This window comes from uncultured Nitrospira sp. (genome assembly GCA_902500695.1).
GTDB lineage: Bacteria > Nitrospirota > Nitrospiria > Nitrospirales > UBA8639 > Nitrospira_E.
The window spans coordinates 1-18895 of sequence record CABVRQ010000057.1 but is presented as its reverse complement, the minus strand read 5'-3'; the positions used below and the strand labels follow the sequence as shown (position 1 = coordinate 18895).

Annotated in this window: 22 protein-coding genes; 7 read left to right on the top strand and 15 right to left on the bottom strand. The window is 49.6% G+C overall.

Annotation, left to right across the window (positions count from 1 at the left end; genetic code table 11):
* Nucleotides 1-460: 460 nt before the first annotated feature.
* A complete protein-coding gene (locus AAH187_RS13760; RefSeq protein ID WP_342349037.1) occupies nucleotides 461-808 on the bottom strand; it encodes an STAS domain-containing protein in 348 nt (115 codons plus the stop codon).
* Between the two features lie 172 nt (nucleotides 809-980).
* Here AAH187_RS13760 and AAH187_RS13755 point away from each other — a divergent pair, with 172 nt between their 5' ends.
* The 3 genes from AAH187_RS13755 to AAH187_RS13745 all read left to right on the top strand — a co-directional run bounded on the left by AAH187_RS13755 (nucleotide 981) and on the right by AAH187_RS13745 (nucleotide 4692).
* Nucleotides 981-2840 carry a hypothetical protein gene (locus tag AAH187_RS13755; RefSeq protein ID WP_342349036.1) on the top strand — a complete coding sequence of 620 codons (1860 nt, stop codon included), beginning with the start codon at nucleotides 981-983 and terminating at the stop codon, nucleotides 2838-2840.
* Nucleotides 2841-2862: 22 nt separating this feature from the next.
* Nucleotides 2863-3918 carry a DEAD/DEAH box helicase gene (locus AAH187_RS13750; RefSeq protein WP_342349035.1) on the top strand — a complete coding sequence of 352 codons (1056 nt, stop codon included), beginning with the start codon at nucleotides 2863-2865 and terminating at the stop codon, nucleotides 3916-3918.
* Between the two features lie 360 nt (nucleotides 3919-4278).
* A complete protein-coding gene (locus AAH187_RS13745; protein ID WP_342349034.1) occupies nucleotides 4279-4692 on the top strand; it encodes a hypothetical protein in 414 nt (137 codons plus the stop codon).
* Between the two features lie 155 nt (nucleotides 4693-4847).
* On the opposite strand, the gene AAH187_RS13740 is transcribed toward AAH187_RS13745, so the two are convergent.
* From AAH187_RS13740 to radC, 12 genes are all read right to left on the bottom strand, one after another.
* Nucleotides 4848-5198, bottom strand: coding sequence for a DUF971 domain-containing protein (locus tag AAH187_RS13740; protein WP_342349033.1), 351 nt, complete (start codon nucleotides 5196-5198; stop codon nucleotides 4848-4850).
* Between the two features lie 27 nt (nucleotides 5199-5225).
* Nucleotides 5226-5975 (bottom strand): DNA repair protein RecO, encoded by a 750-nt coding sequence (gene recO / locus AAH187_RS13735; RefSeq protein WP_342349032.1) that lies wholly within the window; start codon nucleotides 5973-5975, stop codon nucleotides 5226-5228.
* Between the two features lie 62 nt (nucleotides 5976-6037).
* A complete protein-coding gene (gene era / locus AAH187_RS13730; RefSeq protein WP_342349031.1) occupies nucleotides 6038-6931 on the bottom strand; it encodes a GTPase Era in 894 nt (297 codons plus the stop codon).
* 89 nt (nucleotides 6932-7020) lie between these two features.
* On the bottom strand, nucleotides 7021-7374 hold the full coding sequence (locus tag AAH187_RS13725) for a septum formation initiator family protein (RefSeq protein WP_342349030.1): 354 nt from the start codon (nucleotides 7372-7374) through the stop codon (nucleotides 7021-7023).
* A gap of 9 nt (nucleotides 7375-7383) precedes the next feature.
* The gene (eno, locus tag AAH187_RS13720) at nucleotides 7384-8670 is read right to left on the bottom strand and encodes a phosphopyruvate hydratase (RefSeq protein ID WP_342349029.1); all 1287 of its coding nucleotides are present in this window, start codon (nucleotides 8668-8670) and stop codon (nucleotides 7384-7386) included.
* A 73-nt stretch (nucleotides 8671-8743) separates the two neighbouring features.
* On the bottom strand, nucleotides 8744-10174 hold the full coding sequence (gene gatB / locus AAH187_RS13715; protein WP_342349028.1) for an Asp-tRNA(Asn)/Glu-tRNA(Gln) amidotransferase subunit GatB: 1431 nt from the start codon (nucleotides 10172-10174) through the stop codon (nucleotides 8744-8746).
* A 44-nt stretch (nucleotides 10175-10218) separates the two neighbouring features.
* A complete protein-coding gene (locus AAH187_RS13710) occupies nucleotides 10219-10533 on the bottom strand; it encodes a YtxH domain-containing protein (RefSeq protein WP_342349027.1) in 315 nt (104 codons plus the stop codon).
* On the bottom strand, nucleotides 10523-10930 hold the full coding sequence (locus AAH187_RS13705; protein WP_342349026.1) for a DUF948 domain-containing protein: 408 nt from the start codon (nucleotides 10928-10930) through the stop codon (nucleotides 10523-10525). The genes AAH187_RS13710 and AAH187_RS13705 overlap by 11 nt, the downstream gene beginning before the upstream one ends.
* A gap of 14 nt (nucleotides 10931-10944) precedes the next feature.
* Nucleotides 10945-12417: an Asp-tRNA(Asn)/Glu-tRNA(Gln) amidotransferase subunit GatA gene (gene gatA / locus AAH187_RS13700; protein ID WP_342349025.1), complete on the bottom strand. Its 1473-nt coding sequence runs from the start codon at nucleotides 12415-12417 to the stop codon at nucleotides 10945-10947.
* 88 nt (nucleotides 12418-12505) lie between these two features.
* Nucleotides 12506-12853, bottom strand: coding sequence for an aspartate 1-decarboxylase (gene panD / locus AAH187_RS13695; protein ID WP_342349024.1), 348 nt, complete (start codon nucleotides 12851-12853; stop codon nucleotides 12506-12508).
* Nucleotides 12854-12915: 62 nt separating this feature from the next.
* Entirely contained in the window at nucleotides 12916-13209 is a 294-nt protein-coding gene (gene gatC, locus AAH187_RS13690; RefSeq protein WP_342349023.1) for an Asp-tRNA(Asn)/Glu-tRNA(Gln) amidotransferase subunit GatC, read from the bottom strand.
* Nucleotides 13210-13386: 177 nt separating this feature from the next.
* Nucleotides 13387-14121, bottom strand: a complete 735-nt coding sequence (gene radC, locus AAH187_RS13685) for a DNA repair protein RadC (protein WP_342349022.1) — start codon at nucleotides 14119-14121, stop codon at nucleotides 13387-13389.
* 129 nt (nucleotides 14122-14250) lie between these two features.
* On the opposite strand from radC, the gene rsmD reads away from it, so the two are divergent.
* From rsmD to AAH187_RS13670, 3 genes are read left to right on the top strand one after another with little or no spacing between them, the layout of a single operon-like run.
* A complete protein-coding gene (rsmD, locus tag AAH187_RS13680) occupies nucleotides 14251-14847 on the top strand; it encodes a 16S rRNA (guanine(966)-N(2))-methyltransferase RsmD (RefSeq protein WP_342349021.1) in 597 nt (198 codons plus the stop codon).
* Entirely contained in the window at nucleotides 14844-15332 is a 489-nt protein-coding gene (gene coaD / locus AAH187_RS13675; RefSeq protein WP_342349020.1) for a pantetheine-phosphate adenylyltransferase, read from the top strand. Before rsmD ends, coaD begins: the two co-directional genes overlap by 4 nt.
* Nucleotides 15329-16522 (top strand): pyridoxal phosphate-dependent aminotransferase, encoded by a 1194-nt coding sequence (locus tag AAH187_RS13670; RefSeq protein ID WP_342349019.1) that lies wholly within the window; start codon nucleotides 15329-15331, stop codon nucleotides 16520-16522. The genes coaD and AAH187_RS13670 overlap by 4 nt, the downstream gene beginning before the upstream one ends.
* 324 nt (nucleotides 16523-16846) lie before the next feature.
* On the opposite strand, the gene AAH187_RS13665 is transcribed toward AAH187_RS13670, so the two are convergent.
* Complete coding sequence (locus AAH187_RS13665) at nucleotides 16847-17173, bottom strand: hypothetical protein (protein ID WP_342349018.1); 327 nt, start codon at nucleotides 17171-17173, stop codon at nucleotides 16847-16849.
* 320 nt (nucleotides 17174-17493) lie between these two features.
* Here AAH187_RS13665 and AAH187_RS13660 point away from each other — a divergent pair, with 320 nt between their 5' ends.
* Entirely contained in the window at nucleotides 17494-18078 is a 585-nt protein-coding gene (locus AAH187_RS13660; protein WP_342349017.1) for an OmpH family outer membrane protein, read from the top strand.
* Between the two features lie 370 nt (nucleotides 18079-18448).
* On the opposite strand, the gene AAH187_RS13655 is transcribed toward AAH187_RS13660, so the two are convergent.
* Nucleotides 18449-18790: an STAS domain-containing protein gene (locus tag AAH187_RS13655; protein WP_342349016.1), complete on the bottom strand. Its 342-nt coding sequence runs from the start codon at nucleotides 18788-18790 to the stop codon at nucleotides 18449-18451.
* Nucleotides 18791-18895 lie beyond the last annotated feature (105 nt).

Below are 18895 nucleotides of genomic sequence, written 5' to 3'. Positions count from 1 at the left end.
AAAAAACAACCTTACATGGTATTGAGCCAAGAATACTTCTTGGTAATTTCAACACCCCTTAGGTCAAAATGTCATATCTACTCACCCGACGCAATATGGCCTTTTAATTATTTTGCATGGAAACTATCGTTTTTTACCTGTCCCTCTTGGGATACTTTCTCACAGGAAAATTATCTTGCCGTTTTATGTGTCAGGCTGGCAAGAGCAAAGAACTCTCTTTCCTTCTCAAGAACAGAGGAGAGTTGTTCTGTGGATGTTTGCAGATTTTGTGAAGGCTTAGGCCAGGGGACCACACCCGATTTAAAAAACCGTTTGGGTGTGTATGGGAAATCCTTTATAAGTAAAGAGGGCCGAGAAGGGCTTGATTGTCAGGGAACTGGGTGTCGCTTCCGAAATCTCCGGTCTTAGGATCCCGAGAAATCAAGTGCCGACATCTTAGGAAAACTCGGAATGAGCAGAATTAGGAAGGAAGGATTGCAGATATGGCGTCCTGTTCGGACTGGCACACGGAGATGAGTTCATTGATTTGGAGATTTTGAAGCAATTCCCCGACACATCCTTGTGGCTGAATCCAGGTTATGCGGCGATCTAATTCTTTGAATTGATAGGAGCACAACACCAGAAGACCTAACCCAGCGCTATCCACAAATGTTAAGCCCTTGAGGTTGAGAATCAGATGCTCTTCTTCCGTATGGCAACATTGATTAATAATGGCTTTAACATGCCATCGGGAATGCATATCTAACCGGCCATGAAAGTCCACGACGGTAGCGCCCCGAATTCCGCGTATAATGACTTCAATGGCCATAATCTTACGAAACCTTATCGGTCCAATATGCCAGACCTTAACGAAGGTTGTTACCTGCTTTTCAGCTTCCGCCATCCATTGTGACCCCACAGAGCACGGTTCGTTTTCTTTTAATTGACCTGTATCATATTAGTGTTTTCACCCACCGACTCCTGCTACAATTTCACCATCCATGCCACCAGCCATTCATCCCGTTGATCTCATAGAAATTCTCCGCCAGCACCGGTTGACTCCGGCGATTGTCTTTTTAACGTCTCGCCGGGCCTGCGATGAGGCTATTGATACCTTCGCCCACAGCACAGCCAGAATGTCCACTCAACGCTCAGAGACCATCCGGGAATTTCTGGAGAAATTCACCAAAGACTTCCCGAGTATTACGCATCACCCCCTCATTCCTGTTGTGCAAGAATTTGGAGTCGCGGCTCATCATGCGGGGCATCTCCCGTCCTGGAAAATTGCGATTGAAGAACTCATGCGCCAGGGTTTGTTGGATGCAGTGTTTGCCACAACGACCTTGGCAGCCGGGGTCGACTTTCCTGCACGTACCGTCGTCATTACTCAATCCAGCGTCCGCAAATCGCAGGATTTCACGGATTTGACGAACAGCGAAATTCAACAATTGGCGGGACGTGGGGGCCGCCGAGGCAAAGATTTGGTGGGAGTCGTGGTCATTACCCCCTCTCCGTACATTGACTTGCACATTCTTGGAAAAGGACTCACGGGCTATCCGGAACCGATTGACAGCCAATTTGTGGTGTCCTACCCCATGGTGCTGAATCTGCTAAAGGCCCATTCGCTGGATCAAATTGAGGGACTGCTCGCCAAAAGCTTTGCGCAATTTCAACTGAATCAACGATCCGGCATCCATCAAGATCATCTGGATCAGATCAAAGAACAATTAACACCCTATGGACCCAGGGAATGCGCCGATTGGATCACTCAATGGAAAGGCTTTGATCTGGCCCGCCGACGCAAAGCGCACCGGCATCCCATCGTAACCAACGACACGCCCTTCTTGACCGCCTGTCTGCCGTTTCTGACACCAGGTCGCCTCATCGGCCTGCCGAAAGGTCCGGCGATTATTCTCCGTCAGTATCGAAGCCGTGGAACCTTTGCCCCAATGTTGTCCGTGATTCGGGCAAAGGGTACCTTAGGTGAGTGCCCCGCTCATTCAGTCACTCAAGTCTACGACCGACTATTTGAGTTTCAGCCCTCTCGTACTATTCCCTGGTGTCAGCCACAGGTTCTCTCTCAACTCAAGAAAGAGCTCGCCCAGTTGCCCGCGCGTCTACCGACAGTCCCCATTTTGCCGGAAACCCAGGAAACAGACGATCCGCTCCTTGCAGAAATGTTAACGGAGGAATATCCCTGTCCCACCTGCCCGTCCCACTCGGCATGCAAGAAAGACTTTCCTCTGGCGTCGAAACTTCGCCAGAAATCCCAGCAATTGACCAAAACGATTCAAGCGCTCCGTGACGGATTGTGGCACCGATTTCAACAAAAAGCCGATGTGCTCCACAAATTCGGATATATCACCGCCTCCTCACAACTCACCGCTGACGGGGAATGGGCTCGACTCATTCGTATTAACCATTCCCTACTCATCACAGAACTCATACGTATGGAGGCCTTCTCAGGCATTGCTCCAGGATTGTTGGCAGGCATCATGGCGAGTATTTCCCATGATGATGACCGTCCGGGATCCTACATGCGACTCCCATCCGGACTGGCTACCATGTTGACGCAGGTGCGGGCGGTGGCTGATTCCTTGAGTCCCTATGAACCCCCACCCTTGTTACGCTCAGATGTTGCCGCACTCGTGGAAAGCTGGATCGCGAATCCTCAACTCACCTGGGCCTCACTGGTTCGTTCCACATCCATGGCCGAAGGGGACGTGTATCGCCTCTTAGCCAGGACTTTGGAATTTCTCTCTCAAATATATGGACTCAAGTTCACACATCCGGGCTTGGCCGATACCGCACATGCCGCGATGGTGACCATGCGACGGGAAGTCCTCCAGGAACTTCCATAGCTACAGATGGGAACATAACGCCATGCATTTTGATGATCTCAAACGTGAACTTCAAAGTTTACCGGTAAAATATTTGCATCACATGGCAAGGGGCCGCATCCATCGGCATTTTCGCCTCGGGAAACTTCGGCTCGTTGAATTAATGCTGGCTTTCCCTCCCGACCAGATTCTGGCCATCGAAACCGAGCTGCAACAAATACTGACCACTCGACAGGAACGCTTGGCCATACAAGAAGCCCGCGCGGCCGCCCGCCCTCAAAAGCCCGCTTCGCCCTTTCAAGCAAAAAATCGACAAATGAAGGGAAAGCCAAACCTTGGCCCTTCCCAGCCATCGATTACGCTTCAGCAAATTTTGGAAGGGATTGGGGTTCCTGAGCCTCAGCCCTTTGTGCCGGATCCATGGCAAACCGAAGCGGTGGAGCATCTGGCGTATTCTGATGTCATCGTCAGCGCTCCGACGGGAAGTGGAAAAACCTATGTCGCCATACAAGCGATCAAACAGGCCATGGCACTCAACCAAACGGTGATATACACCTCGCCGCTGAAGGCGCTATCGAATACAAAATTCATGGAATTTACTCAACTGTTTGGACCGGATCAAGTCGGGATTTTAACTGGAGACCGGCGGGACAACGCCCAAGCTCCGCTACTGGTGATGACGACCGAAATTTTGAGGAATTTATTCTATGATGCCGCCAGTGGGGAGATTGATTTACGATTGCATACTCTGGGGTTGGTCATTCTGGATGAATCACAGTACCTTGCGGACCCTGAACGGGGGGTGGTGTGGGAGGAAACCATTATCTTGTGTCCCTCACAAGCACGGCTCCTCCTCCTCTCGGCCTCTATCGGGAATCCTCAAGATCTGGCCGAATGGCTGCAAGCCATCAGGCCTATTCCCTGCCATCTTATCCGCCATGCCAAACGATCCGTTCCTCTTCGAGGGCTGTACCTTCATCCCACAGGGCAACTCGTTCCCTTATTAAAAAACCAGGATATTCTCCAAGGTAAAGGCTATACTTTTCATCCAGACACCAGACAACTGTTTGCCGAATACGAAATTAAACCATTTCGTTAATTCATGGGATAAATTAAATTGCCTAGAATCTCATGTGTGACATTAAATTTTCACGGACAAGCGACTGTGTTGAAATAAGCACATATTGTGGTATTAAATATACGCTATCACGCTTATTCTATTGCTTTTATTGTCAATTTTGAGGGAAAAGCTCACATACCTAATTATTATTTTTGAGCATGAATTTTGCGTTAACAATACATCAATTCAAAAAGTTTTTTTAAATTTCGCTTTCTAGGGTTAAATATGAAGACAGGATTCCTTGTTTCAACGCATATAAAGTACATCCTCGTAAGCTTACTTTCGATCACATTTATTGGCTGCCAGAGTCTTCAGCCAAAATCGTCAGGAGAACTGGCCATGCAGGATCAGGAATTCCTGGGAATTTGGGACGCCTATAATCATTGCGTAGATGGTTCTGACATCCAACTCATGCAGGCCAATCTTTCTGTGTTAGCCTCTGCACCTAAACCGATCTCACTGGATGATTCCCCTATTCCTGTCCCCGAATTTTTGAAAAAATTATCTACAGCGAGAGGTTCCCGTTTGGCTGTCGATCCACGTGCCATGGCTGTCTCATGCTCAATCCACCTTGCAGAAGTAGCCCAATTGTCATCAGACTGGCCAACGGCACTACGCACCTTTCAGGAAATCATAAAAGACTATCCAGAATCTCAATATGCTTTCTACGTCAGCAAAGCTAATCAGGCGTTAGAACAACTGACCACCGTTCAGCCCGTCTCCCTGTCCACCCAGCAAGTCCTGGTACAATAAAACTGGTTTCCTCCTGGTTCCCTCACTCAAGTCTTCTTTGGCTTTGGTCGTCCGTTTCACGTTTTCTTTCGTAAAGATCCTCTGTTTAAACAATTTTACAGGACAATACGGGCATTACCTGGTTGTGATTCTGATGAAAAGAAAACCAGAAGAAGCTAGAGGAGTTGCTTACTTTTTGGTTTATTGGGTTGGCAAACATCGCATTGGCACATGCGGCGCAGTGCGGTATAGGAATACAGTCCGGTATCATGTCCATCACTCCATTTAAATCGAAAGGCATAGCGCCCAACCGGCTCCATATCCTGCAATAAAATTAGAAGTGGGATAGAGTCTGGCTTCAGACGCAACTCGCCGGTCCATTCGTCTGTGCAAGCCGCACAGGGGCAATGTTGGCGCAAATACCGAACGGGATAGACGCCCTTATGTCCATCATTCCACGTAATGCCCAACACCCCGTTATCCAGCCATTCCATATCTGTTGGTTCAAGTGATGTTTGAGAAGTCATACCCGCTTGTCCTTTTGCATGAGCATCCTAGGAAACCCATTGTTCAAATGTTGGGAGCGCTTTTCCGACGACTGCCTGGAAATAAGCTTCAATCGCCTCTTCCACCTCAATCCTGACCGTTCCGATCGCTTTCAATCGAGACAGACTGGCCATTGGGAGGCGTCGAGCTTGTTCAATAAACGCCAAACTGCCCTTAGAAACAGACAATAACCGCCCTACGCCCCGTTGACCACAGCCGTTACAGACCATCCCCCCTAATCGAGGGGAAAACCACTGAGGCATGTGGGGGGAGGCAATATTTCCGCATTCAGTGCACCGATCAATTTGTGGCCGGAAACCCGTATAGCCCAGCACATGAATTTGAAATAATAATGTAGTGAGTGCCAGATCTCTGTCCGGAAGCAGATTTTCCAGGCCATAGACCAGTGCTGAATACATCTCCGGATTGGGATCACGATCCGCCGTAATCATCTCCACCATACGGACCATCTTGGCGGCCGCCGCCATCACACCTAAATCTTCTCGTACGGCTTTAAAGTTTTTGACCAGATCTATTTGACTAATTTGCCCCAAAGCGTCAGGGGTTTTTTGAAACAGGGTGACATCAACAATCCCAAAAGGCTCGAGGACTCCGCCAAATCGTGTTTTCATCCGGCGAGCTCCGCGAGCGGCGCCTCGAATTTTCCCAAGATCAGGGGAATACAGGGTGACAATTCTGTCAGCATCACCCCATCGTTGGCTTCGAATAATGACCGCGCGAGTTCTTAAGAGCGGCATGAGAACTCCACGAGGACTGTCTGCACGTCAGACTTGAAAACTGATGTGATTACCACCCATGTTCATCCATACCCCAATTCGCTCAACGTCTGCACATTATCGCGCCAGTCTTCTTTCACTTTCACCCACATCCGTAAATAAATTTTCATACCGAATAGACGCTCCATATCTATCCGCGCACTTTGGCCAATCTCTTTGAGACGCATGCCTTTTTTCCCGATCACAATCCCTTTTTGACTCGTTTTTTCCACGAGGATAACGGCCCGAATGCTCGTCAGGCCTGGTTCCTCCTGAAATTCCTCAATCAATACACCCACAGCATAGGGCAATTCATCGTATGTCTGTTCGAGTACTTTTTCACGAATGAGTTCCGCAGCCATATGGCGCATAGGCTGATTGGTCAAAAAATCATCGTCATACATCAATTCCGGACATGAGGGCAAACACGCAAAGGTTAAGTCGACTAATTGCGGGAGATTCACGCCAGTCTTGGCAGAGATGGGAATAATATCTGTCCAAGGAAACCATGTGCGGTATTGATCGATGAGGGGGAGCAGCCTGGATTTGGCAACAGCATCGGCTTTATTCAATAATAAAAATACTCCCTGAAATGGTCGTTCTTGATGTGCCGTGGTCACCTGCTCCATGACCTGTCGGTCTCCAGGACCCGGCAACACCTGACTGTCCACGATCATATAGACCACATCGGATTGTGTCAGGGTGCCTAACGCCGATTGCACCATCTGTGTGTTCAGTCGATGGTGAGGCGTATGGAGGCCTGGCGTATCGATGAGAATGAGTTGGCCTTCTGGATAATGCCCGACCCCTAAAATCAGGTTTCGAGTTGTTTGAGGTTTATCAGAGACGATGGCAATCTTTTCGCGCACCAATGCGTTGAGTAACGTCGACTTGCCGACATTGGGTCGGCCAAGAATGGCTAATTGACCTGATTTCATCGAAAAGCTTTCAAATATGAAAAAACCGAAGAAACCTCAAAGAATGAGTATGAAGGTTTGAAGGGGTATGGCGCAAGAAGGCTTGGCCGCTAAGGTCTGGCCGTAAATGAGGAAGGGACAGGCTCCACAAATTGATAGACCACTTCTCCCTGCCGAACCATGCCCAAACGATTACGGGCCAGTTCTTCCAGACGTTGCGGGTCACGTTGAATACGGGTGATATCTTCTTCGATCGAGGTGTTGATCTCTTGTAATTGCTTAATTTGTTCGGTCAAATGCTGACGCGTTTCTCTCATATGAAAGTATAAGGGTAACCCATCAGCATTAAAAAACATGGTCCCTGCGAGCACACTCATCATCAAAAAAGCCCCAACCATTGGAAGGCGATCCAACAGATCACCCCCAAACCCAGGGGACGCCCGTTTTTTATTATTGGGACGCATTCTAGAAAATCATGTTTGTACTGGAAGAACGGCTTTCCCGCGATATAGGGCCGCTGAGCCTAATGTCTCCTCAATTCTGAGTAGCTGGTTATATTTGGCCAGACGATCAGTACGAGACAGGGATCCTGTTTTAATCTGCCCGGCATTCAACGCCACGGCTAAATCGGCAATGGTCGTATCCTCCGTCTCGCCGGATCGGTGGGACACCACCACGCCATAGCCGGCCCGTTGGGCCATGCGCATCGCTTCAATCGTTTCTGTGAGCGTGCCGATTTGGTTCACTTTAATCAAGATAGCATTCCCAATGCCTTCACGAATCCCTCGCCCCAAAAACTCGACATTGGTCACAAACAAGTCATCGCCGACAAGCTGGACACGATCACCTAGCTGATCCGTGAGCTGTTTCCACCCGGTCCAATCACTTTCATCAAGCCCATCTTCAATCGAGACGATCGGGTACTGCTTCACTAATTTGGCATAATACTCAACCATGTCCCCTGAAGACATTTTAGGTTTATTCCCATGACGCACATGGTACATTTTTTTCTCAAAAAACTCACTGGCCGCAGCATCAAGGGCCAACACCACATCTTTCCCTGCCCGATAGCCGGCTTGATGAATTGCTTGAACAATGAAATCCAGGGCTTCTTCATTTGATCGAACGGCAGGGGCAAACCCGCCTTCATCCCCCACTGCCGTGCTCATATTTTTTGATTTCAAGATAGCCTTGAGATGGTGGAAAATCTCCGTTCCCATCCTGAGGGCTTCCCTGAAACTGGTCGCCCCGACAGGCATGATCATGAATTCCTGGAGATCAAGTCCGTTATCTGCATGGGCACCACCATTAATGATATTCATCATCGGCACCGGCAATTCCCGAGCAGAGACCCCACCAAGATAGCGAAACAGGGGGATCCCAAGTTCTTGTGCTGCTGCCCGTGCAATGGCTAACGACACGCCAAGCGTGGCATTCGCCCCTAACTTGGTCTTGCCCTTGGTTCCATCCAATTGGATCAATCGGGAATCAATGCTTACCTGATCCTGGGCTTCCATGCCTCTAAGAGCCGGGAGCATATGCTTTTGAATCCCGGCTAAGGCTTTAGAGACACCCTTCCCCATCCATTGTTTTTTATCCCCATCTCGCAGTTCCAAGGCTTCACGTGTCCCCGTGGAGGCTCCGGAAGGAACAGCGGCACGACCAGCCATGCCGCTGGCAAGATGCACATCCACTTCAACTGTAGGATTCCCGCGAGAATCCAGAATCATCCGTGAGGTAATGTTCTGAATAAGACTCATAGAAACTGTTATTCCTTATGAATTGTGGATAATGACGTCCATGTTTATCTTGTACCCTGAGACGAGCCTTAGATCAAGATGTCAGATGCTGCTTCAACAGCGTATTGACCTTGCCGGGATTGGCTTTTCCCTGTGACGCCTTCATCACCTGCCCGACCAAAAATCCTAACACGGTTTCCTTCCCATCCCGATATTGATTCACTTGATTAGGATGCTGTGTCAGCACCTCGTTAATCAGTTTTTCCAGGACGCTTTCATCGGATACCTGGACCAGCCCCTTCTCCTTGACCAATTGATCCGGAGTTTTCCCACTGGCATAAAATTCCGGGAAGAGATCTCTGGCAACTTTCAAGCTAATGGTCCCCTCTTCTACCAATTGTAAGAGTTCGACTAAGTGTTCTGGGCCTACCGGGGAAGATTCAGGACTGGTGTTAGCGGTATTGAGTTCCCGAAGTAATTCGCCCATCACCCAGTTACTGACCGTTTTGGGTTGGGGAAAGAGTTTCACACAGGCCTCAAAATAGTCGGCCAAGTTTTTTGAATCGGTCAGAATCTTCGCATCGTACTCAGGAAGATGGTATTCCGTCACAAACCGTTTCAGGCGGACGGACGGAAGTTCTGGAATCGTCTGGCGAAGCGACTCAATCCACTCCGCATCCACGCGAACGGAGAGCAAATCCGGGTCTGGAAAGTACCGGTAGTCATGGGCTTCTTCCTTACTTCGCATGACCACCGTTTGCCCTTTCTGCACATCCCACAGTCGGGTCTCCTGACGAATCGTTTCACCTTCGGTTAAGGCCTCAGTCTGCCTGGAGATTTCAAATTCCAAGGCCTCTTTGGCAAAACGGAAAGAATTAATATTTTTCAATTCGACCTTGGTCCCGAGACGGTCGTGCCCCCTGGGACGAAGCGACACATTCGGCTCACAACGAAAACTTCCCTGCTCCATGTTTCCATCACAGACCTCCAGATAGACCAGAAGATCATGCAGGGTTTTCAAATAGGCATCAACCTCATCTGATGAATGCAAGTCGGGTTCAGTGACAATTTCTAATAACGGAGTTCCCGCTCGATTTAAATCGACACCACTGCCTTCCACTGGCACATCATGAACATTTTTCCCGGCATCTTCTTCCAAATGGGCTCGGGTAATGCGCACGCGTTTCGACTCTCCGTTGACCGAAATGTCAAGCCACCCTGGTCCGCAGATTGGCAAATCATACTGGGAAATTTGATAGCCCTTCGGCAAATCAGGGTACATGTAATTTTTCCGGGAGAATTGATTCGTCAGCATGATCTCACAGTGAAGTGCGAGTCCCGTCCGTACGGCCATTTCCACCGCGCGGCGATTGAGCACCGGCAAGCTTCCAGGCAACCCCAGACAGGTTGGACACACCTGAGTATTGGGAGGGAGCCCGAAGGAAGTCGGACAGCTACAAAATAATTTCGTCTTCGTGTGGAGTTGGGCATGCACCTCAACTCCAATTACTGGTTCATAGGCCATAACGCAGCAGAGCCACTCCTCTCGATTTCGTCTATTCTTGAATCTTAATCCAGGGATTTCATTTCACGTTCACGGCGCATGGCATCCCGACCCGCATCCAACGCTTCCCGTACGGCACAGGAAATTTCTTCCACCAGTTCACGGCCACGACCGACGACATCTTCCACGGCATCAGTGGCCCGCTCCTTAATGTCTCGCAAATCTTCCCCCGTGCGCCGGGCATACCCCGTGATGCGTTCTCGGGAATCCCTTCCGGGCTGAGGGGCTAACATGATCGCCGTCACGGCTCCCAATAGCGCTCCACTTAAAAACGCCAACGCCACTGAGCCTGCTGATGCACCTGATTGATTAACTGCCATAGGATGGCCCTCCTTTTTGTTCTTTATGTATACGTTTCCTCACGGTCGAAGTCGCTGCTTTGAGTCCGGCAAATAAACTGGTAACGCCCACAGCAAAGCCCCCCCCTTTCTCGAGAACGGTCTGATGGACATGACTCACCGTTTCCCCCACATCTCCAACTGCATTCAATAAAATGGTGGCCCGATCAATGCCAAGCCTGGCTTGATTGCTTAGAGCTAAAATGTTTTCGTTGGTTCCCTTAACGTCCTTCAATAATCCCGGCAACTCATGGTTCAGGCGAATAAGCAAACGTTCTGATTGCCCGACCGTACGTTTCACTTGAAGAATCATCGGAACCAGATAGCCCACCAGGACCACAAAGGCCACGGCAATGATGATCGCTGCCAAATCCACCATACCTTGCTATCCTTTCATGACCGAATCACTGGCCGTTTCATTCGCCAGTCCGTGGCTTGTTCATAGGCATACGCTGCACGAAGGACCGTGGCTTCCTCAAAGGGACGACCCATCAATTGTAATCCGATAGGGAGTCCGAGTTTACTCAATCCACAGGGGACGGAAATTGCCGGAAGTCCAGACAAACTCGCAGGAATGGTATAGATGTCGGATAAATACATCTGCAAGGGATCGTCCAATCGCTCCCCTAATTGAAAAGCCGGTGTCGGCATAACCGGACTCACCAACAAATCGACTTCCTCAAACACCGCATCAAATTCCCGTTGGATCAAGGTGCGAACAGCTTGGGCTTTTCCATAATACGCATCGTAATATCCAGCACTCAGGGCATAGGTCCCCAACATAATTCGCCGTTTCACTTCAGGCCCAAATCCTTGTGACCGGGTGCTCCGATACATCTCTGCCAGTTCTCGCGACTCCTTGGAACGAAACCCGAACTTGACGCCGTCATAGCGAGCCAAATTAGAGCTGGCCTCTGCCGTGGCGACAAGGTAATAGGTCGCAATGGCCTGCTCCGTGAAGGGCAACGTCACCTCGCGAATCGTTCCGCCTAGCTCCTGCAATACCTGGATGGCATCTTGAACTTTCTCGGAGACCTCAGGATCAAGACCCTCGGAAAAATATTCCCGCGGCACTCCGATGATAAGTTTTTTGACGTCCTTCTTTTTCACGGCTTTGGTGAAATCCGGGACGTCACGATTGGCAGACGTGGAATCCATTGGATCAAATCCGGCAATGACATTCAGCAAAATAGCGGCATCAGTCACGGTTTTGGTAATTGGCCCGATCTGATCCAGAGATGAGGCAAATGCAATTAATCCATAGCGGGACACTCGCCCGTAGGTTGGCTTCAACCCCACCACCCCGCAACAGGCAGCCGGTTGTCGGATCGACCCTCCGGTATCGGAACCCAAGGCTGCCACACATTCGTCTGCAGCCACCGCAGCGGCCGATCCTCCACTGGATCCTCCTGGAATATACTTTTGATTCCACGGATTCCTGGACGGGCCGAACGCTGAATGTTCCGTGGACGAACCCATGGCAAATTCATCAAGATTGGTTTTGCCCAGGATCAAGGGTTGGTGAGTTCGAAAGCCACTCACCACCGAGGCGTCATACGGAGGAACAAAGTTTTCCAACATTCGAGATCCACAAGTCGTCCGGATCCCCTCTGTACAAATATTATCTTTGATGGCTAATGGCATGCCCATAAGCGGCTGTGTTTTTCGCCAGGCTTTCAACCCATCATCAATCGCTTTGGCTTGTTGAAGGAGGATATCTTTCGGTGTCAGGGTAATATAGGCTTTGATTTTTGGTTCGACTTGACTGAGGCGCAACAAATAGGACCTGGCGATATCCACAGCACTAACCTCGCCGGCGGTAAATTTACCCTGAAGCTCTTTTAGCGTAAGTTTAAATAGAGACATAACAACCCGGATCTGGGATCAGTGGATAAATAAGGAGATGGAAAGAAAGAGGCCTTTAACCGGAGCAACCCGCTTCATACGGGATTGGTTACTTTGCTTTATTCTGATGATCGACCTGGATAACCTGAGGGACGTGTCGCTTGGCTTCTTCGTCATTAAATAATTCATAACAAAAAATAATGACCTTATCGCCAACCACCCCCAACCTGGCCGTGGGACCATTTAAGATGATCTCCCCTTTGCCCCGGGTACCTGGGAGCGCGTAAGTCGAAAACCGCTCTCCGTTATTCAAATTGGAGACCATCACCGCTTCATAGGACATGATTCCCGCTCGATCCATTAGGTCTTCGTCAATCGTTAAACTACCCTCATAGTCCAGACTGGAATCGGTAACGGTCGCCCGGTGAATTTTACATCGTAACAATTGTCGATACATATTAAATCCTACTTTTCCTTAGTCATGCTCAGAACGAGCGTTTTGGGTAAATCGTGTAGCCTTTATTTCCCTAATATATTCGGGACGACAAAAAATCCATTATGTGACTCTGGCGCGTTGGACAGAGCCTTCTCCACAGACAGGCATTCGCGTGGGCTGTCCTCACGTAACACGGGTTCCTCATGGGCGACAGAGGCTGTGAGAGGGACGCCTTCAGTCGACACCCCCTGCAATTGATCCACATACGCTAAAATATGATTCAGTTGTTCCGCAAACATGGGTTTTTCCGCCTCAGTTAGTTCTAAACGGGCTAATTGGGCGACATGTTCGACTTCTTTTTGAGTAATGGAAGCCATATCTGATCCTTATGAAAGCCGGAATTAAAAACGCATAAGAACGCTGCATGCGAAAACCACCTACTACCACGTAGTTTTACCATGAATTTCTCATGAAAAGCTACTCAGAACAAAGGATTGAATCAGCGGTGAGAAAAAGGGGAGATTAAGAAAATACAGAGAAAGAATCTGGGGCAATCAATAATGGTCAGAGGTGGGCAATGAAGGAAGAAGAAAGCCCTCGTCCGCAAAACTCACATAGCGCCCATCCCCAATAACAATATGATCCAATACCCGGATACCCAAAATTTCTCCTGCCGCCATGAGTCGACGGGTCAAGGCATGATCTTCCTCGCTGGGATGCGGGTCACCACTTGGATGATTATGGACAAAGATGACTGCCGCCGCAGATTCTCGTACGGCCAGGTTGAACACTTCCCGCGGATGAACAATACTCACCGTCAAACTTCCCTCGGAAACGGTGACATCTCGAATAAGTCCATGTTTGGCATCTAACAACAGTGCCTTAAAGACCTCATGCCGAAGGTCTCGCAACAAAGGATAGTAGTGCTGATAAATATCCTGGCTATGGTGAATTCGTAATCCTGCAGTTAACGGGATCGCTAGTGCCCGTTTTCCCAACTCAACCGCTGCGAGAATCTGGGCGGCTTTTGCGGGACCAATACCAGGGACAACACACAGTTCCTGCAAGCTTCGATTGGCCAATCCTCGCAGTCCCTGAAGGCGGGTAAGGAGGTCCAATGCCACATCTACTGCCGAGGAATCGGGTCGACCAATTCGTAGGAGGATGGCCACCAGCTGAGCATCTGATAAACCTTGAGCGCCATTGCTTAGGAGGAGTTCGCGTGGGCGTTCCCTTTCAGGCCAGGATTGAATCCCTTTTTTCAGTTGCGGGTCGTTCATACTCGTCATGTCAGGGGGTCCCATACGAACATGCGCTGAACTATACGCAGCTATTTTTTACCCCGTCAAAAATGATTCTTCCCACCCGCTCATTGAGATTGTTGAGCTTTCCAAAACTATGATATCGTCCACTCGAATATGAAGCCACCTTCAATCCGGATCGTTGCAGGACAATTTAAAGGTCGCACCATCCCTACACTTCCTGGGCGAACCACCCGTCCGACCTCCCAGCGAGCGCGGGAGGCGCTGTTTTCCATCCTGGGTGGCCAGATCCAGGATGCCACTGTGGCTGATCTGTTCGCAGGGACCGGAGCGGTGGGATTGGAAGCCCTAAGCCGGGGAGCGAACAAGGCCCTCTTTGTTGAGCAAAACCCTTTGGCCGGAGCCAGCATTCAGCAGATGCTTACCCAACTCAAGATCGGCTCATCAAGCCGGGTTTTTATTGAGGATGTGTCACTCGCCATACAAAATTCAATTTTGGTAGGATGGCCTCCGTTTGACATGATATTCCTGGACCCGCCTTACCGGTTCCCGAATGTTCAACAGATTTTGCATTACCTAGAGGAAGCGGACGTTATGGCCCCGACCGGCCGAATCATTTATGAACATTTCCATAAAACCATTCCCCCGATTCCACTTGGAAAATGGTCGCTTATCCGAACCGCCCGCTATGGAGATACCGCGTTCACGTTTTACCGACCTGTGCCCCAGATCGAAGAAGATGCTGACCGATGACCATTGGTATTTATCCAGGCACATTTGATCCCATTACCCGTGGGCATACCGATGTCATTGCTCGAAGCCTCAGGCTCGTCGAGCAGGTGATCGTCGCCGTGGCGCCCAACCCTCGAAAAGCCCCCTTGTTCGACCTGGACGAACGAGTCCAATTGGCCAAAATCGCTACAAGCGACTTGAAGGGAGTCACGGTTGAACCGTTCGATGGCTTACTGGTGAACTACGTCCGGGAACGTGGGGCCTTGGCCATCATCCGTGGATTAAGAGCCGTGTCGGATTTCGAACATGAATTTCAAATGGCCCTGCTGAACCGAAAACTTGACTCGAGCCTGGAAACGGTCTTTCTGATGTCAAGTGAAGAATATTCGTATCTCACCTCCAGCATGGTGAAAGAGGTCGCCTCCGTTGGCGGTCCCCTCCACCATTTCCTTCATCCCGAGGTTGCCGAATGGCTCCAGGGTCGATTACGGAGAAATGCCCAATGAACCTTGCCTCGCGAACGACCCGCATTACCCCCTCCCCCACTTTGCAACTCTCCGCAACGGTGAAAGCCCTGGTTGCAAAAGGGCAGCAGGTCTTTGATTTTACCGCAGGAGAACCTTCTCTCGATTCTCCCGAAGAGGCCAAAGAAGCCGCTTACGAAGCCATACGCTCAGGCTTTACCAAATATACGGCCGTGACAGGGATCGATGATTTAAAAGAGGCCATCATTGAAAAATTCCAACGTGACCAGGGTCTGACCTACTCCCGCTCCCAAATCCTGGTGTCCTGTGGGGCCAAACACACATTATTTAATCTTGCGCTGGCCTTGTTTGAGGCCGGAGATGAAGTCATCATTCCCGCTCCGTACTGGGTCTCTTATCCCGAACAAGTTCTCGTGGCGGATGCCACACCTGTCTTTTTCCCCACTTCCGAATCCTCCGGCTATGCCATTGACGTGAAGGCGTTGGAAGCTGCAGTGACCGATCGCACGAAAGCGATCATTCTGAACTCTCCGTGCAATCCGACCGGCAGCATGTATGATCGACAGACCTTGGAGGGCATTGCCCAATTGGCCCTCAAACATCACCTGCTCATTATCTCTGATGAAATTTACGAAAAGATGATTTACGACCAGCATCAACACCACAGTATTGCGTCCCTGGGCCCGGACATCGCCAGGAACACCATTATTGTGAACGGGGTATCAAAAACCTATTCCATGACAGGATGGCGGATCGGGTATGCCGCCGGCCCGGAGAAACTGATCAAAGCGATGGGAGACATTCAAAGCCAAAGCACCTCAAACCCCAGCTCCATCTCGCAAAAGGCGGCAGTTGGGGCCCTTCGAAAGTCTGACGCATTTATTCAACACATGGTGAAAGAGTTGGATATTCGACGAAAGGCCATTGTCGACGGGTTAAACCGGATCCAGGGCATTCACTGTCCCATGCCTTCTGGTGCCTTCTATGCCTTTCCGAGCGTAGGGGAACTTCTGGGACGACGGTTCCAGGGAGAAGCCTTGTCCACACCGTTGGCTTTTGCCAACTTTTTCCTCAAAGAAGCCCAAGTGGCGTGCGTCCCTGGCGAACCATTTGGGAGTCCCACTCATTTGCGGTTTTCGTACACCGGAACATTAGAGGTGATTGAGGAAGGCTTACAACACCTGAGCGAGGCCGTGGCCAGGCTTGACTAGCCGATCTCTTTACGTCCAGGAGTTTATTTATCCCCAATCCAATCACCCCCAAACCTTGACCTGAACAGAATCAGCCTTATCCTTATAAACATATAGTTACAAATCCCTTTAATTGACGTTTACTCTCTGGAGGTATCCCGTGCCCATTTATGAATATCAATGCACCGGTAGCGGTGAACGATTTGAAATCCAACAGAAAATGTCAGATCCTCCCATTCAAACCTGCGATCAATTGTCCTGCACGTGCGGCAAAGTCGAACCCGTCACAAAAGTCATCTCAGCGCCCGCCATCATGTTCAAGGGATCGGGATGGTATGTCACTGACTACTCGGACAAACTCAAAGAGCCAGCGAGCAAATCGGAAAACAAAGGGAAGCCCACTGACACCAGCACGTCTGAATCTAAAACCGACAGCAAGACCAGTTCGACCAGCTCTGACAGTGGGTCCAGTTCAACAACATCCACATCCACACCTTCGACATCTTCTACAGGGGCTTCAAGTTCGGGATCAGGTTCAGCTTCAGGATCGGGGACATCTTCCAGTTCCAGTGCCTCCACCGGATCCGGGGCTTCTGCTTCATCCAGCAGTAAGTCCTGATTCGTCTCGCAGATGCATTGACCCTGGCATCTGCGCAACGGTTCTGACGACAACCGAAATCATTCCACTACGATAACCAGCCGAAATTTCACACCCTGACCTCAGACCTTCCCAATCAAAGTATTTAGCGACACCCACCGCAATATGTCAAAACTCGACATTCTCCCCATGAAAGACCAACGTATTCTGGGCTTCAACAGAAGAAAATTTGAGCGCCGCTCGCAACGGCCCTGCTGTTTACCCGCAAGGGAGTTGCGATGCTTGACAGCTCCGCCTACCGTCGGTACTCTCATCAGGTTTACCCGTAATTTCAGCCTCTTCGGCTACTCAGGCCGGATGAAGGATTATCATTTAAAACGCTAGAGGGAAAAGCATGAAGAAGATGTGTGGGAATGATTTGACAAAATTTTTTGCGACCCTGTTCGTCACCGGCTTCTGTATCCTGAATCTGGCTTCGGGACAGGATGCCCTTGCCGCTGGAAAAGATTCCTTCCGCGTAGGTGTCATTGATCCTCAGACGGTGATTGAAAAATCGAAGGCGGGGGGCCGTGCCCTGGCGGCTCTAAAAGAACATGCCCAAGCCAGAGAAACTGTGATGAAAAACGATCAAAAAGAATTAGAAAGTCTCCAGGAAGAACTCAAATTGTCAGAGTCCAAGGACTCCAAGTTGGGTGAAGAGGAGCAAAAACGAAAACAAGAACGGTTTGCTCAAAAGTATCAGGCCTGGCAAAAACAAGGTCAGGATTTTCAGAATGAACTCGGCCAAAAGCAAAAAGACCTGGTTCAGGAATATATGAAGAAAATCGAAGAAGCCACAAGTGCCGTAGCCGCACGCCATGGCTTCGATATCGTCATTGATAAAGGAAGCGAAAATACCCTGAAGATTGTGCTGTTCAATAGAGATGGGTTAGATCTCACCAATGAAGTCGTGAAGGAATTTGACCGTCGATTTAAATAACCGTCGATTGAAAGCAAGCTTTTTCCCATTCTCCCCTGTGGGTCACACTCACAGGGGATTTTTGTATCTTCCCGCGTTCAGATGGTGTCGGCTCAGAGACCAGAGGTGATTAACCGTCAACGAATCCCAGTACAACTTCATAGAATGGAGTTGAGTCAAATTGTATCGTTCAGGCTTCGAACCCAGTGGGTCAAGGCCTTTTATGTGTGCCCCGGCTTGGAAACCTAATGATAAACATGCCAACCGGTTCGTACTGAGTCCCCGGAAGTAAGAGAAGTATGGACGGGGAAAATCCGTTGTCCTGCTGTTTTTGGAATAAATGTGGCGGGATAAGAGAATTTCTAACAATGCCGGAATGAAGAATGTTGGTTCAGCGCTCCCTGCCCCCGACGGCCTCTTCCTCAGACTGATAGATGGGAATCACTTGGGGTAAATTAGCACATTCGAGCAACTCTCTCACATGTGTCTGGGGACTCACGATACTCAACCGAATACGGTCCGGCTTCATCCGATGGTACCAGAGAAACATTTGTCCCAATCCCATCGAGTCAATCCAGGTAATATTTGAGAAGTTGAGAATAACATGGTGGCACCCGATCTCCTGAGCTCCAAGAATAGCGACTTCAAGCCCAAGCTTCGAGTCATAATCAAAACGACCGGATAACTCCAGAACCTTCGTATCCTGGCGAAAATGTTCTCTGACAGTCAGCATCGCAGTCTTCCCTCTTGCCGACCTTTTCGGTAATCACACAGTAAAAATTTACCCGTGGGAAAAGAGGTCAAAATTGGCAGACCCCTACCTGACTTTGAAGGTACA